The sequence below is a fragment of the Ruegeria sp. CDSA089 genome, from assembly GCF_059612205.1.
This window is the reverse complement of record NZ_JBXWQD010000010.1, coordinates 21,978-35,157: the sequence shown is the minus strand read 5'-3', so window position 1 is coordinate 35,157 and position 13,180 is coordinate 21,978. Positions and strand designations below refer to the sequence as shown.

At 59.4% G+C, this 13,180-nt stretch carries 12 protein-coding genes; 6 read left to right on the top strand and 6 right to left on the bottom strand.

What is annotated here, in order from left to right; genetic code table 11:
• Nucleotides 1-42: 42 nt before the first annotated feature.
• On the top strand, nucleotides 43-1,032 hold the full coding sequence (locus AC2FJ6_RS18715; protein WP_170775288.1) for a glutathione S-transferase family protein: 990 nt from the start codon (nucleotides 43-45) through the stop codon (nucleotides 1,030-1,032).
• On the opposite strand, the gene AC2FJ6_RS18710 is transcribed toward AC2FJ6_RS18715, so the two are convergent.
• Nucleotides 1,014-1,376: a response regulator transcription factor gene (locus tag AC2FJ6_RS18710; RefSeq protein ID WP_170775286.1), complete on the bottom strand. Its 363-nt coding sequence runs from the start codon at nucleotides 1,374-1,376 to the stop codon at nucleotides 1,014-1,016. The genes AC2FJ6_RS18715 and AC2FJ6_RS18710 overlap by 19 nt on opposite strands.
• Nucleotides 1,377-1,557: 181 nt before the next feature.
• Here AC2FJ6_RS18710 and AC2FJ6_RS18705 point away from each other — a divergent pair, with 181 nt between their 5' ends.
• From AC2FJ6_RS18705 to AC2FJ6_RS18690, 4 genes are all read left to right on the top strand, one after another.
• The gene (locus AC2FJ6_RS18705) at nucleotides 1,558-2,523 is read left to right on the top strand and encodes a threonine-phosphate decarboxylase (RefSeq protein ID WP_170775388.1); all 966 of its coding nucleotides are present in this window, start codon (nucleotides 1,558-1,560) and stop codon (nucleotides 2,521-2,523) included.
• Nucleotides 2,520-3,440 carry an adenosylcobinamide-phosphate synthase CbiB gene (cbiB, locus tag AC2FJ6_RS18700; protein ID WP_170775284.1) on the top strand — a complete coding sequence of 307 codons (921 nt, stop codon included), beginning with the start codon at nucleotides 2,520-2,522 and terminating at the stop codon, nucleotides 3,438-3,440. The genes AC2FJ6_RS18705 and cbiB overlap by 4 nt, the downstream gene beginning before the upstream one ends.
• Nucleotides 3,441-3,452: 12 nt before the next feature.
• Entirely contained in the window at nucleotides 3,453-4,616 is a 1,164-nt protein-coding gene (locus tag AC2FJ6_RS18695; RefSeq protein ID WP_496669681.1) for a lytic murein transglycosylase, read from the top strand.
• A 184-nt stretch (nucleotides 4,617-4,800) separates the two neighbouring features.
• Nucleotides 4,801-5,580 carry a hypothetical protein gene (locus AC2FJ6_RS18690; RefSeq protein WP_170775280.1) on the top strand — a complete coding sequence of 260 codons (780 nt, stop codon included), beginning with the start codon at nucleotides 4,801-4,803 and terminating at the stop codon, nucleotides 5,578-5,580.
• Nucleotides 5,581-5,634: 54 nt separating this feature from the next.
• On the opposite strand, the gene AC2FJ6_RS18685 is transcribed toward AC2FJ6_RS18690, so the two are convergent.
• The 4 genes from AC2FJ6_RS18685 to AC2FJ6_RS18670 all read right to left on the bottom strand — a co-directional run bounded on the left by AC2FJ6_RS18685 (nucleotide 5,635) and on the right by AC2FJ6_RS18670 (nucleotide 11,287).
• The gene (locus AC2FJ6_RS18685; protein ID WP_170775278.1) at nucleotides 5,635-5,985 is read right to left on the bottom strand and encodes a hypothetical protein; all 351 of its coding nucleotides are present in this window, start codon (nucleotides 5,983-5,985) and stop codon (nucleotides 5,635-5,637) included.
• Nucleotides 5,986-6,039: 54 nt separating this feature from the next.
• Nucleotides 6,040-9,495 carry a chromosome segregation SMC family protein gene (locus AC2FJ6_RS18680; RefSeq protein ID WP_480552654.1) on the bottom strand — a complete coding sequence of 1,152 codons (3,456 nt, stop codon included), beginning with the start codon at nucleotides 9,493-9,495 and terminating at the stop codon, nucleotides 6,040-6,042.
• A 140-nt stretch (nucleotides 9,496-9,635) separates the two neighbouring features.
• Nucleotides 9,636-10,043 (bottom strand): hypothetical protein, encoded by a 408-nt coding sequence (locus AC2FJ6_RS18675; protein ID WP_170775274.1) that lies wholly within the window; start codon nucleotides 10,041-10,043, stop codon nucleotides 9,636-9,638.
• 35 nt (nucleotides 10,044-10,078) lie between these two features.
• Nucleotides 10,079-11,287, bottom strand: a complete 1,209-nt coding sequence (locus tag AC2FJ6_RS18670; protein WP_496669679.1) for an aminotransferase-like domain-containing protein — start codon at nucleotides 11,285-11,287, stop codon at nucleotides 10,079-10,081.
• Between the two features lie 152 nt (nucleotides 11,288-11,439).
• On the opposite strand from AC2FJ6_RS18670, the gene AC2FJ6_RS18665 reads away from it, so the two are divergent.
• Entirely contained in the window at nucleotides 11,440-12,204 is a 765-nt protein-coding gene (locus AC2FJ6_RS18665) for an FCD domain-containing protein (protein WP_496669677.1), read from the top strand.
• 35 nt (nucleotides 12,205-12,239) lie between these two features.
• Here the strand turns inward: AC2FJ6_RS18665 and AC2FJ6_RS18660 are convergent, their stop codons facing one another.
• The gene (locus tag AC2FJ6_RS18660) at nucleotides 12,240-13,091 is read right to left on the bottom strand and encodes a glycosyltransferase family 2 protein (protein WP_496669676.1); all 852 of its coding nucleotides are present in this window, start codon (nucleotides 13,089-13,091) and stop codon (nucleotides 12,240-12,242) included.
• Nucleotides 13,092-13,180: the final 89 nt, after the last annotated feature.

Genomic DNA, 13,180 nt, shown 5'->3' with positions numbered 1-13,180 from the left:
GACACCCTATGTTTGCCGAAATCGGATTTCGGAGGGACAAAGATGGGCCTGTTGGTCGACGGCAAATGGCACGACACTTGGTATGACACCAAATCCACCGGCGGCGCGTTCAAACGCAGCGCTGCGCAGTTCCGCAACTGGCTGACCGCCGATGGCAGCGCGGGCCCCTCGGGCAAGGGCGGGTTCAAGGCGGAAGCTGGACGCTATCACCTCTATGTCAGCCACGCCTGCCCCTGGGCGCATCGCACCCTGATCTTCCGGGAACTCAAGGGGCTAAGCAATCTGATCTCGGTCTCGGTCGTGCACCCGGATATGCTGGACAAGGGCTGGAACTTTCAGCCAGACGACAAAGGCGCAACCGGGGATGATCTGTACGGGCTGGACTATGCCCATCAAATCTATACCAAGGCGGACCCGTCCTATTCCGGCCGTGTCACAGTGCCGATCCTTTGGGACAAGGAACAGGAAACGATCGTCTCGAACGAAAGTTCAGAGATTATCCGCATGTTCAACTCGGCCTTTGATGGGATCACCGGCAACACCGACGATTACTGGCCCGAGGCGATGCATGATGACATCGAAGAGGTCAACGCCCGCATCTATTCAGACGTCAACAATGGCGTCTACAAATCCGGCTTCGCCACCAGCCAAGCCGCCTATGACAGCGCTGTCGGGCCGCTATTCGATACGCTGGATTGGCTTGAAGACCGTCTGTCCCAAAACCGCTATCTGATGGGGGATCGCATCACCGAGGCCGACTGGCGCTTGTTCACGACCCTGATCCGGTTCGATCCGGTTTATCACCTGCACTTCAAATGCAACCGGCGGCGGCTGATCGACTATCCGAACCTATGGGCCTATACGCGCGAGCTGTATCAATGGCCCGGCATCGCGCCGACAGTGAACATGGAGCACATCGTGCGCCACTACCACTACAGCCATGAAAGCATCAATCCGCACCGCATTGTCCCGACCAACCCAGTGCTGGATTACGGGGAACCGCATGGGCGCGGTCAGCGTCCCGCCGCGTAGTGTTCAACCATCGCCGCCAGATCCTCTGGCGGCGTTCCGCTTTGCACATAGGCGCAGGCATTGGGGCTGTGGGCAAAGATTGACCCGTCCGAGAAAAAGGTGGTGTTCGTGACGAAAATCACCCGCGCCTCAGGGCGGCGATAGCTGGCGAAATCGGCCACGGCCAGCGCGCTGCCTGCCTCCAGCACCAAATCCAGCACGATAATGTCAAACGCGACCCCATAAAGCGCGAGGATCGCGGCCTCTTGCCCGGCGACAAGCGTGACCTCAGCGCCTTGACGTTCAAGGTGCCGCTTCCAGACCCGACCTAGGTCGGGATTACTCTCAACAATCAAAACATTCATAAGTAACAACCTCGGCACATGAAGTGGTGAACGGTGCCGACCCCTGAGTTTGTGATCACGCCAATTCCTTAACAAAGGGTTAACGCTGTTTTCCGGTTGCCGCCGAAGCACGGATTCGCTTGTGTAAATGGCGAAAATCCGCTTGAAACGGGCCGAAATCGGCGATTCCGGCGAGACCCTAATGACAAGCTCTGACAAAAACTTGAACCCGCGCGCGCGCCGCGACCATGGCGGAGGGCTGGATGACGCCATTCAAGCCTATGGCGGATCGCGGCAAGACTGGCTGGACCTGTCGACCGGAATCAACCCGCAGCCCTACCCGGTGTCCGACCTGAGTGCCGAGGATTGGACCGCCCTGCCCGACCACGGCGCGTTCCAGCGTCTGACCGACGCGGCCCGCCAATTCTGGTCCGTACCTGATAACACCGCGATTTTGCCTGCACCCGGCGCCTCGGCTTTGATCGCCCGCATTCCGGCCTTGGCACCGCAGGGGCGGGTTCAGATCACGACGCCAACCTATAACGAACACGCCGCCGCCTTTTCCGCGCAGGGCTGGAGCATTCAACCCGATGGTCCAACCGACGCCCGTGTCATCGTTCACCCCAACAATCCCGATGGTCGCTATTGGACCGAGGCCGACGCCAATGCGCCGCTGACTATCATTGACGAGAGTTTCTGCGATGTTTCCCCCGAAGCGTCGCTGATCCATCTGGCTGACCGGCCGGGCGTTATCGTCCTGAAAAGCTTTGGCAAGTTCTGGGGGCTGGCCGGATTACGCCTTGGCTTTGCCGTCGGCGACCCAAAGCTGATCGCGCGGCTGAACGATCTGACAGGCCCATGGGCGGTCTCGGGTCCCGCCTTGCGGATTGGCGCGCGGGCTTTTCAGGACACGGGCTGGGCCGCAGCCACCCGACGGTATCTTCAGCAAGGTGCGGACCGGCTGGATACCCTCGTGACGGGTCAGGGTGCCAGTTTGGTCGGGGGTACACCGCTCTTTCGCCTTTACTCCGTCGAAGACGCCGCCGAATGGCAGGACCGTCTGGCCAGCGCCCATATCTGGAGCCGCATCTTTCCCTATTCGACAACTTACCTGCGTCTGGGCTTGCCACCAGCAGACGGTTGGGCCCGGCTTGAGGCGGCATTGTGAGCACCGCCTTCCTTCTGGTCTGCGCCCTCTGTCTGGATGCGGCCCTGGGCGAACCCGACTGGTTGTGGTCGCGGGTGAAACACCCTGCCGTCCTGATCGGTAACCTTATCGGCTGGCTCGACAAACGCCTCAACCACGGTGCGCAACGGCGTCTGAAAGGTGTCGCGGTTGTCGCCTTGTTGGTGTGCGGCGCACTGATTATTGGGCGCGCGCTGACCCTTCTGGGACCAGTAGTCGAAATCATCGCCTGCGCCATTCTGCTGGCTCAGAAGTCATTGGTCAGCCATGTGCGCGATGTTGGTGCCGGTTTGGCCGTCTCGCTGGAAGACGGGCGGGGGAAAGTGGCGATGATCGTCTCGCGCGATACACGCGACATGACGCAGGCGCAGGTCGCGCGGTCAGCGATCGAAAGCGCGGCCGAAAACCTCAGCGACGGGGTCATCGCGCCCGCTTTCTGGTTTCTTCTCGGCGGCCTGCCCGGTCTGCTGGTTTACAAGGCCGTAAACACCGCCGACAGCATGATCGGCTACCGCAGCGAAAAATACCGCGACTTCGGCTGGGCCTCGGCACGGTTGGACGATGTACTTAACCTGATCCCCGCCCGCCTGACCTGCGTGATGATCGTGGCGCTGTCGGGCCAATGGGCGCGCTGGCCTCAGATGGTCGCGGATGCCCGCCGCCATATCTCGCCCAACGCTGGCTGGCCTGAGGCCGCCATGGCCCGCGCCTTGAACGTCGCCCTGGCTGGACCGCGCAGCTATGACGGGCAGCTGCGCGATCTGGCCTGGGTCAACGGCGACGCCCCACGCGAGATTGGCGCGTCAGAGGTTTTCCGCGCATGCGACTTGCTCTGGCGGGTTTGGGGGCTTGCGCTTGGCCTCGTGTCGGTGTCGGTTGGGGTCAGCTTCATTTTCTGACGGACCCGTTTCATGCGTTTGCTCTCTGGCCTTATAGCCGCCGCTCTTTTGGTGTCACCCGCCTTTGCCCAATGCGGAGGCGGGTTCAACGCCTTTGTCAAAGGACTGAAATCCGAGGCCGTCCAGCAAGGGTTCGATACAGAGACCGTCAACGCGTTCTTCAAAGGCGTGCAACAAGACGGCGCGGTGCTTAAAGCGGACCGTGCGCAGGGCGTGTTCCAAAAGCCTTTCATCGAGTTTTCGCGCCGCCTGATCTCGCAAAACCGCATTGATCGCGGGCAGGCTATGTCGCGCAAATATGACGCCGTGTTTGACCGGATCGCGCGTGACTACGGCATCTCACGCGGCGTACTTCTGGCCTTCTGGGCGTTCGAAACCGACTACGGTGCCTTTCAAGGTGATTTCAACACCCGCAATGCGCTCGTGACGCTGGCCCATGACTGCCGTCGGCCCGAGCTGTTCCGTCCGCAAATCTTCGCTGCTATCGAATTGTACGAGCAGGGCAATTTCGACCCCGCCCGCACCACCGGGGCTTGGGCCGGAGAAATCGGCATGGTCCAGATGCTGCCCCGCGATATTCTTGAGAACGGCGTGGACGGGGATGGGGACGGTAAGGTCTCGCTGAAAACCTCGGCTCCGGATGCGCTGATGTCGGGGGCCAAGATGCTGTCGAATCTGGGCTGGCAACCGGGTCAGCCTTGGCTGCAAGAGGTCACTGTGCCCAGCGAAATGGATTGGTCCCTGTCCGGCCCAGGCAAATCACGCCCGGTGTCCGAGTGGCAAGCGATGGGCGTTCAGGCCCGCAGCGGGCCGCTGTCCAACCTGCCCGCCGCGCTGATCTTACCGCAGGGGCTTAAAGGGCCTGCCTTTCTGGCCTATCCGAATTTCGACGTGTATTTCGAGTGGAACCAAAGCTTTACCTACGTCCTGACCGCCGCATATTTCGGCACGCGACTTGAGGGCGCACAGATCTATGACACAGGCAACCCGGCGCAGGGCTTGTCGGGTGCGCAGATGAAGCAGCTACAGAGCAAACTTCAGGCACGCGGCCATGATGTGGGCAAGATCGATGGCATTCTGGGAGCCGGAACACGGGCGGCGGTGCAGGCTGAGCAACAGCGACTGGGTCTGCCAGCAGATGCGTGGCCGACGGTGGAGCTGCTGGGGCGGTTGTAAAAAACCTTTAACTTTCGAAATTTCTTGTTTCACAATTGGTGATAGGTCGGTTTTTATTTGCAATAGAGCCGCACAGACTGTCCGTGGAAAGTTCGGGAAACAATGCTTTAAGCATTGGTCTCACCCTAAAGTAACCGACCGCACGAAACTAACTATAACACCTTATTACTTAGGCTATTTTAGAATGCAATTTGTCCTCAAGATCATTCTTCTGCTATCATTTACGCTCGGTTGGCAAGCCTGTTTAGCTTCACCTAAAGAGGACGCTCGCCTAGTAGCACGACGCAGCATCGACCCGGAAATACTCAGTTCCGTAGAGGCTCTCCTTAAAAAGCAATTTGTCGATGTCTACTTCAAGCCACTCTCGCAGCGAGGAATAAAAATAAATGACATTGAACGGTTCGCTGATTTGATTCCAGACGAAGATGTCGCCCCATTTCTCGACCGCATGATGTCGCAAACCGTCGAAAACTATCTTACGCTCTACACACCCGAGCAACTGTCGCTGATAGCAACAATCATGCGCAACGATGACGAAGCGACCTTGGAAGAAATCCGCTCTGAGCAATATAGGCAACAATATATCCTTGCGCTTGAGCAATCCCGTTCGACAGCAAAGAAATCGGGCTCGGATGACCCCCTTACGATAGGCTTGGAAGAATTGGTCGTTCAATTGGATACAGTGGCAAAATTACTTGAGGGCGAGTTTGCCACAAATTTTGCTCAGGACTTTGCCTCTGGTATCGGGTTCGTTTTTATTCTCGTCAGATTCAATCAGGAAATTGCGCGGATAGAGCGCGAATTCGATAATCCAGTAACTATTGCGGCACTCAATGGTAACGGCATTCTCAAATTTGCAAATCCAGTGCAGAAACAGACACTATTGCGTGAGCTTTCTGCCTCAGAAGACACGGGCGGCGTGAGGTTCATAAGGCCAACGTCTCGAGAAATCCCATCTGAGTAAGGTTCTTCATACCTTAATATTTCCGAGAAATTTCAGTTAACAAATGACAGATGTTCACTCCGGCCTCACCGGATAACGATCCCCTTTTTCGTCAATCAGCACCAACCGCTCACCACTGCGCACATACAGATCGCACCTGCTGAACCCGTTGCGGTAGGCAATACAGACGCTGCCGTCCTCGGCGATGGAATAGGTGCCAAAGGCGGCGTCTCCGCTGGCGTAGGTGTAGGAATAGGCCCCTCCGGCCGAGAATTTTGCCTGACCGTCGTCAAAAAATGTCAGCGTGCGTCCGGCCAAAGCGTCCAGTTCTTCGGGCGACAGTGGGACGTCTCCGGGTTTCGTGGGCCATTCGGCGGCAAGGGCGGGGCCAGCGGTCAGCAAGGCGAGGATCAATAGTCGCGTCATGGGAACAGTCTAGACCGAACTGCTCTGCAACAGGCATAACGTTGCAGTGAAAAGTTAGGCGACCATCTGTTCGGCTTTCTTCAGGTCGACTGAAACCAACTGGCTGACGCCCTGTTCTTGCATGGTCACGCCGAACAGCCGGTCCATCCGCGCCATCGTCACCGCATGGTGGGTGATGATCAGGAACCGCGTGTCGGTCTGGCGGCACATCTCGTCCAGCAGGTCGCAGAACCGCGTCACGTTGGCGTCGTCCAGAGGCGCGTCGACCTCATCCAGCACACAAATCGGCGCGGGGTTGGCGAGGAATACCCCGAAAATCAGCGCGGTTGCAGTCAGTGTCTGTTCTCCGCCCGAGAGCAGGCTGAGCGTCGAGAGTTTCTTGCCCGGCGGTTGACACATGATCTCGAGACCCGCGTCCAGCGGATCGTCGCTTTCAACCATGACCAGATTGGCCTCTCCACCGCCGAACAGATGCTTGAACAGCATGGCGAAGTTCGAATTCACCTGCTCAAACGCCGTCAGCAACCGCTCGCGCCCTTCGCGGTTGAGGCTGGCGATACCGCTGCGCAGGGCCTTGATCGCCTCTTCCAGATCGGCCTTTTCACCATTCAGCGTGTCGAATTCTTCCTGAACCTCTTTGCTGTCCTCTTCGGCCCGCAGGTTCACCGCACCCATCGCGTCGCGCTGACGCTTGTGGCGGTTGACCTCGGCCTCAAGCGCGTCGGCGGCGGGCATCTGGTCGGGGTTCACGTCCAGCTGGTTCAGCAACTGGTTCGGGGTCAGCTGCTGATCCTCGGCAATACGCTCCGCCGCAGCGGTCACGCTTTCCTTGGCGGCGTCACAGCGTGCCTCGGCGGCGGCCCGGCTTTCGCGCGCTTCCGAGGCCAGACGTTCCGCATCACGTTCGGCCATCACCCATTCGCGCTGCTGAGCTTCGGCTTGGGCCAGCTTGTCCGCAGCCTCGGCACGACGCGCTTCGGCAGCTTCGATCAATTCGTTGAGTTCTTCGCGCGCTTCGGCGATTTCGCCGGGGGCAGCCAACGCCTCGGACAACTCTTCCTCAGAACTTTCCTTGCGTTCGACCAACTCCGAGATTCGCTTTTCCGCCGTCTCCAACCGGTGTTTCCAACCGCTGAGATCTTTCTTGACCTCTTGACTGCGACGGGTCCGTGCCTCGCCCTCGCGGCGCAATTCGTCATGGGTCGAGCGGTGGGTCAGCATGGTGATCCGCGCGGCCTCGACCGTTTGTTTGATGTCTTCGACCTGCGCACGGGCGCTGTCCAGATCGCCCAAGCCAGCGAGCGCGCCCTCGGCCTCGCGCAGTTGGGCGCGGGCGGACATGGCGTCTTCCTTGTGGCGATCCACGGCCAGCGTCAGGGTTTCCAGCTTGCCCTGCGCCAGATTGCGATCCGCCTCGGCCCGGCTGAGTTGCCGCGCGGTTTCAGCCATGCGTTGATCGGCAGCCCGGCGGGCCTCGCGCGCGCGGCGGTCGGCCTCGGTCACGTCGGCCAGTTGCTGCGACAGCGCCTCATGCGCCGCCCGCGCGCCATCGGCCTGCGCCTCGGTCCGGGCCAGTTCCTGTTTCAGCGCTTCCAGCTTGTTCAGCTGTTCCAACCGCAGCGCCGCTGCACTGGGCGCGTCCTCGGCCCAAGCACGGAACCCGTCCCAACGCCACAGATCGCCCGAGCGCGACACCAGCCGCTGACCTGGTTTCAACGCTGCCTGCAACCGCGCGCCCTGATCTGCATCAACCAACCCGATCTGCGCGATCCGGCGACTGAGGCGATCCGGCCCCGATACATGCAGCGCCAAAGGTTCGGCACCCTCAGGCAAGGGTTGATCCGCGTCATAGCCCGCAACCTGCACCCAGCCCGACGGCCCGTCACCGTCGACTAAAGGCGCGCGCAGATCATCGGCCAGCGCGGCACCTAGCGCCTTTTCATAGCCTGGAGCGACGCGCAGCAGGTCCAGCACCTGTCCGCCCTCTGCGGTGTCGCGTTCAACAAGCTTGGACAGCGCGGAGGTCTCGGCCCTTATGGCCCCCAACTCTCCCTCGGCCTCAGACCGTTGCGCGCGGGCTTCAGCTTCGCGCGCTTGCGTTTCGCTGCGCAACTCATCGGCGGCGGCCAGTGCCTCTTCGGCGGCCTCGGCGGCCTCGCGCGCTTCTTCCTCGCCTTCTTGCGCGGCTTCGAATGCTTCGGCGGCGCGTGTCAGCGCTTCGTGCGCTTCATTCACAGCACCGCGCGCTTTTTCCTCTTCGCCCTCGGACCGGGCCAGCGTTTTGCGGCTGTCTTCGACCAGACGCTGCGCCGATTGGTGACGGGCGACCAGACGAGCCATATCCTCGGTCTGTTGTGACAGGTGATCTTCTCGATCCTGCAAGACCGACGCCGCCTCGCGCGCGATTTCGGCCGCCTCGGCCACCTTGTCATCATGACCTTCCGCGGCCTTTGTCAGCTCGCGGGCTTCCCATTCCAGCCGTTCGATCATCTGGCCCGCATCGCGGTTCAGGCCGGTTTCACGCTCGATATCATTGCTCAACTGCTGAATACGGTTGGTGAGCGTTTCGATGGTCTGACGGGCGCGGGTTTCCTGATCAGAAAGCTGGTCACGCTGCACCTGCTGGCGCTGCAACACGGCGGCGGCGATGGCCTCTTCCTCACGCAGCGGCGGCAGGGTTTCTTCGATCTCGGCGCGCTTTGCGGCGGCGACACGGGCCTCTGCCTCAGCACGCGAGGCTTCTGTGATCCGATCGCGCAGCTTCTCCTCGGCCTGTTGGCGGGCCATATCGGCCTCTTTCCAACGACGGTAAAGCAGCATTCCCTCGGCCTGCCGCAATTGTTCACCGATCTCGCGATAGCGCGCGGCCTGACGGGCCTGACGCGCAAGTTGCGCCAGCTGCGTGCCCAACTGTTCCAACACGTCATCAACGCGGGTCAGGTTGGATTCGGTGCCCTTGAGTTTCAGCTCGGCCTCATGCCGCCGCTGATAGAGGCCCGATATTCCAGCCGCCTCTTCCAGAATACGCCGCCGGGCACGGGGTTTGGCGTTGATCAGCTCGGCAATACGGTTCTGCCCCACCAGCGCTGGCGAATGCGCCCCGGTTGAGGCATCCGCGAACAGCATCTGCACATCGCGCGCGCGTACGTCCTTGCCGTTGGTCTTGTAGGCGCTGCCGACGTCGCGGGTGATGCGGCGGATGATTTCCAACTGGTCCGTGTCGTTGAACCCCGAAGGCGCTAACCGTTCCGAATTGTCCATAGTCAGGACCACTTCGGCAAAGTTGCGCGCGGGACGCGTAGCCGCCCCCGCGAATATCACATCTTCCATCGCCCCGCCGCGCATGGATTTGGGACGGTTTTCGCCCATCACCCAGCGCAACGCTTCAAGCAGGTTGGACTTGCCGCAACCATTTGGCCCCACCACACCGGTCAGCCCATCCGCGATGATCAAATCGGTCGGATCGACAAAGCTTTTGAAGCCGGTGAGTTTGAGTTTGCTAAAGCGCAAAGGCAATGAGTCCCGTGATTCCTATATGCTTGAAGTCTGCGCAAGGGATTGGGGACCTGTCAACGCAGTTGCGCAGGATATGGGAATTCGACCTGAGTTATCCACAACATCTTGCTCAAATACGCAAGATTACGCGCAAGTCAGTAGGGCGTGCATTCAAACACCTGATAGCCGTAATCGCCGCCGATATCGTCGAAGACGCCCGTATCTACGCATTCATAGTTCGGGCGCGAAATTGCAGTCAGCAAAAGGCGCTCGGCCATTTCTCGATCACAGCCCAGTACACCAACGGTGACTGCGGCATCCCCCAGCACATCCAGAATCGGACACCCCGACACCTGTGCCATTGCCAACGCTGCGCGGTCGCGGATTGGACCAAGCCGCGGCGCGTATTGCATGTTGATCCGCACCGCCTCGGCCAGTTCACCACGCACGCGCACGTCAAAGACACTGCCATTCACCGCCACGCGCGTGGCTGGCACATCGCGAAAATGGGGCGTGCCGGCCGAACATGCGGCCAGCACCAGGAGAGACAGATACCGGATCATACGCCCAGTGTTGCGGGCAAACCGTTAATGAAACCTTACCCGATCTGGGTTTTCAGGACCTGCCCCAATCGTGCGATCCCTTCGCGGATCGTCGCCTCATCAGAGTTCGAGAAGCTAAGTCGCACGGTATTCGCCCCACTACCATCGGGGAAAAACGCCCGACCGGGTACAAAGGCCAGCTTGACTGTCTCCAGCGACCGCGCCAACAGCGCGGCGCCGTCGACCCCTTCGGGCAAGGTCAGCCAGATGAACATCCCGCCTTCGGGCCGGGTCCATTCTACCCCGTCGGGCATATGGTCCTCCAACGCCTGCAACATCGCGTTTCGGCGCGCGCCATAGGTTCGGCGCAACATCGGGATGTGGCTATCGAAACAGGTGCGCGCCACCTGCTCGGTCGTCATCTGGTTGAGTGTTGGCGAATGCAGATCAGCCGCCTGCTTGATCAGAACAAGCTGCTGGATCACTGGCTGCGCGGCCACGATCCAACCCACACGCAAGCCCGGCGAAAGGGTTTTCGAGAAGCTGCCGCAATAGATCGTCCGGCACGCCTCGATCGAGCCCTTACGCTTTTGCTCCAGTGCCAGAATGGGCGGGATCGCATCGCCCTCGTAACGCAACGCCTGATAGGCCCCATCCTCGATCACCGCGATATCCAGCGCATCAGCCAGATCCAGCAGGCCCTCTCGTGCGCGCAAATCAACGGTCTCACCTGTCGGGTTGGCGAAGTCCGGTGACAAATAGGCAAATTTCACCCGCCCTTCGCCCGCTGCCGCGGCGTACTCCGCCGCTCCTTGGTTGCCGTTCAGGTGCAGCCTGTCGAAGCGCGGCTCATAGGCGTCAAACGCGTTGATCGCCCCCAGATAGGTTGGCCAACCGACCAAGGCGGTATCCCCGGGCGATAGGTAGAGCTTGCCAAGATAGTCCAACGCCTGTTGTGACCCCGAGGTGATCAGGATGTTATCAGCCCCACAAGCAATGCCGTTGCCCCGCGTATGATCGACTAGCCATTCACGCAGAGGACCATAGCCCTCACTGACCGAATATTGCAGCGCGCGGTCACTGTGATCTGCGGTCATTGCGGTCTGGAACGCCTGCGCAAATTCTTCTTTTGGGAACAAGGCCGGGTCGGGAATACCGCCAGCGAAGGAAATGATTCCGGGCTGATCGAGAAGTTTCAACAACTCGCGGATCTCGGACGCTTTCATTCGCGATGCACGCGCAGCGAACAGCGCTTGTGTCGACATGTGCCCCCTCCCTGTTCGGACATGGGCAGCGTATCGAGGAATTTTTTAAAGTCAATAATTCTGACCTATTCTCACCTCAAGGCCGCGACATTCTTGTACCCGCCTGCATTCCATGGTCATATGAATTGACCAATTTCAGCGACGACATCCCTATGCCCTTCCAAAAAGTTCAGACCGAGAAGCTCTCAATCGCAGTGGTACGGCAGATCGAGCTGCTGATCCTGCGCGGCATTCTACGCCCCGGCGAACGCTTGCCCGCTGAACGTGAACTCGCCGAGCGGTTGGGCGTGTCGCGCCCATCCTTGCGCGAGGCGATTTCGGAGCTTCAGGAGCAAGGTCTTTTGGCCGCCAAGGCCGGATCCGGGATCTATGTGGCCGAGGTGTTGGGCTCTGCCTTTTCACCCGCCCTGATCCGCCTTTTTGGCAGTCATCCAGAAGCAGTTTTCGATTATCTCTCATTCCGTCGGGACATGGAGGGCTTGGCGGCTGAGCGCGCAGCGAGAATGGGATCAGAAAGCGACCTGAAAGTGGTCCAAACGATCTTTAAAAAGATGGAGGCCGCCCATGCCCGCAACGCTCCGAAAGATGAGGCCAATCTGGACGCGCAATTCCACATGGCCATTATCGAGGCGAGCCATAACGTCGTAATGCTGCATATGATGCGGTCGATGTTCGACCTGTTGCGCCAAGGCGTCTTTTACAACCGTCAAATGATGTTCAATCAACGCACAACCCGAGAAGCCATCTTGGATCAGCACCGTGCAATCAATACCGCGCTACAGGCGCGCGACCCGGAAGGCGCCCGCGAGGCTGTTCAGAAACACCTGAACTTCGTTCAACAATGCACACAAGATCACCAAAAGGCTTTACGGAACGAAGAAATCGCGCGGCAACGACTGGATCATGAAACGCGTTGATCTGACATGATGGACCGCCTGAATGTCAGCGAGGTTCAAAGCTTCCGAATAGCTCGTTCACACCGGTGTCTCCAAAGGCTCAAGTGCTTCAACGGTTTAGGATCGTAGTCGATCAGTCCGGGAAAGGTGCTGTCAGCTTCCGACCGGCTCCGCAGTATGGTGGGTGCGGCCACAATGGATTTCGTAACTGCGTCCGCGCTGTCTGCCTTCTGCTTTTCAGCGGCTATCACAGCTAGCATTTCTGCATGATAGGCGTCCATGGCCTCTGAGCGCTGGCCTTTGCGGAACCGAAACGCACCGATCTTGTCGTGAACTGCTATTAGTTCGGCGCAGCGCGAAAACCGCAGCCAAAGCTCACCATCGACAGCCAAGGACAGGCGCTCGTCAAGCTGTCCACCGGCTTTATCCCATAAGCTGCGCCGCCAGAACGTCGATTCCTGCTGCACCCATTGATAGTCGCCCGCAAGAAGCCGCTGGTACGAAATCGGCCTTGGGCGTCGAGAGGCCAGAACATGCCCCGTTTCATCTATCGTCGTGAGCTTGCCCGTCACCCAATCCAACTTTGGTTTTAGCGCAAAAAGAGACCCAACAAGCCCCAGCCCCCCTGACATCACGACATCATCGGAATTTATCCACCCCATCACCTCGCCAGTGGCGCGTGAAAACCCTTTGTTGACAGCGTTGGCCTGCCCTGTATCCGGCTCGGATATGATATGTGCGAATGCCCCGCGATATCTTTCGACAATATCAAGCGACCCGTCTGTGCTGCCTCCATCCGACAAGATCAGCTCAAGATTAGGATAAGATTGGCTGACAATTGACGTAATGGTCTGCTCGAGAAAATCGGCGCAGTTCAGGTTTGGAATGACCAGACTTATCTTGGGCATTTTCGCCATGCATAATCCTTTTACCCAAGGCCGAGCTGCGTTGACGCAGCAACAGAGTTTCTGTCCGGTTGCATCAACACTGACAAGTT

Bases quoted from the DNA above. Each gene is read 5' to 3' on its own strand.
- AC2FJ6_RS18715 (WP_170775288.1), top strand. From the start codon at position 43: ATGGGCCTGTTGGTCGACGGCAAATGGCACGACACTTGGTATGACACC.
- AC2FJ6_RS18710 (WP_170775286.1), bottom strand. From the start codon at position 1,376: ATGAATGTTTTGATTGTTGAGAGTAATCCCGACCTAGGTCGGGTCTGG.
- AC2FJ6_RS18705 (WP_170775388.1), top strand. From the start codon at position 1,558: ATGACAAGCTCTGACAAAAACTTGAACCCGCGCGCGCGCCGCGACCAT.
- AC2FJ6_RS18695 (WP_496669681.1), top strand. From the start codon at position 3,453: ATGCGTTTGCTCTCTGGCCTTATAGCCGCCGCTCTTTTGGTGTCACCC.
- AC2FJ6_RS18690 (WP_170775280.1), top strand. From the start codon at position 4,801: ATGCAATTTGTCCTCAAGATCATTCTTCTGCTATCATTTACGCTCGGT.
- AC2FJ6_RS18685 (WP_170775278.1), bottom strand. From the start codon at position 5,985: ATGACGCGACTATTGATCCTCGCCTTGCTGACCGCTGGCCCCGCCCTT.
- AC2FJ6_RS18675 (WP_170775274.1), bottom strand. From the start codon at position 10,043: ATGATCCGGTATCTGTCTCTCCTGGTGCTGGCCGCATGTTCGGCCGGC.
- AC2FJ6_RS18670 (WP_496669679.1), bottom strand. From the start codon at position 11,287: ATGTCGACACAAGCGCTGTTCGCTGCGCGTGCATCGCGAATGAAAGCG.
- AC2FJ6_RS18665 (WP_496669677.1), top strand. From the start codon at position 11,440: ATGCCCTTCCAAAAAGTTCAGACCGAGAAGCTCTCAATCGCAGTGGTA.
- AC2FJ6_RS18660 (WP_496669676.1), bottom strand. From the start codon at position 13,091: ATGCCCAAGATAAGTCTGGTCATTCCAAACCTGAACTGCGCCGATTTT.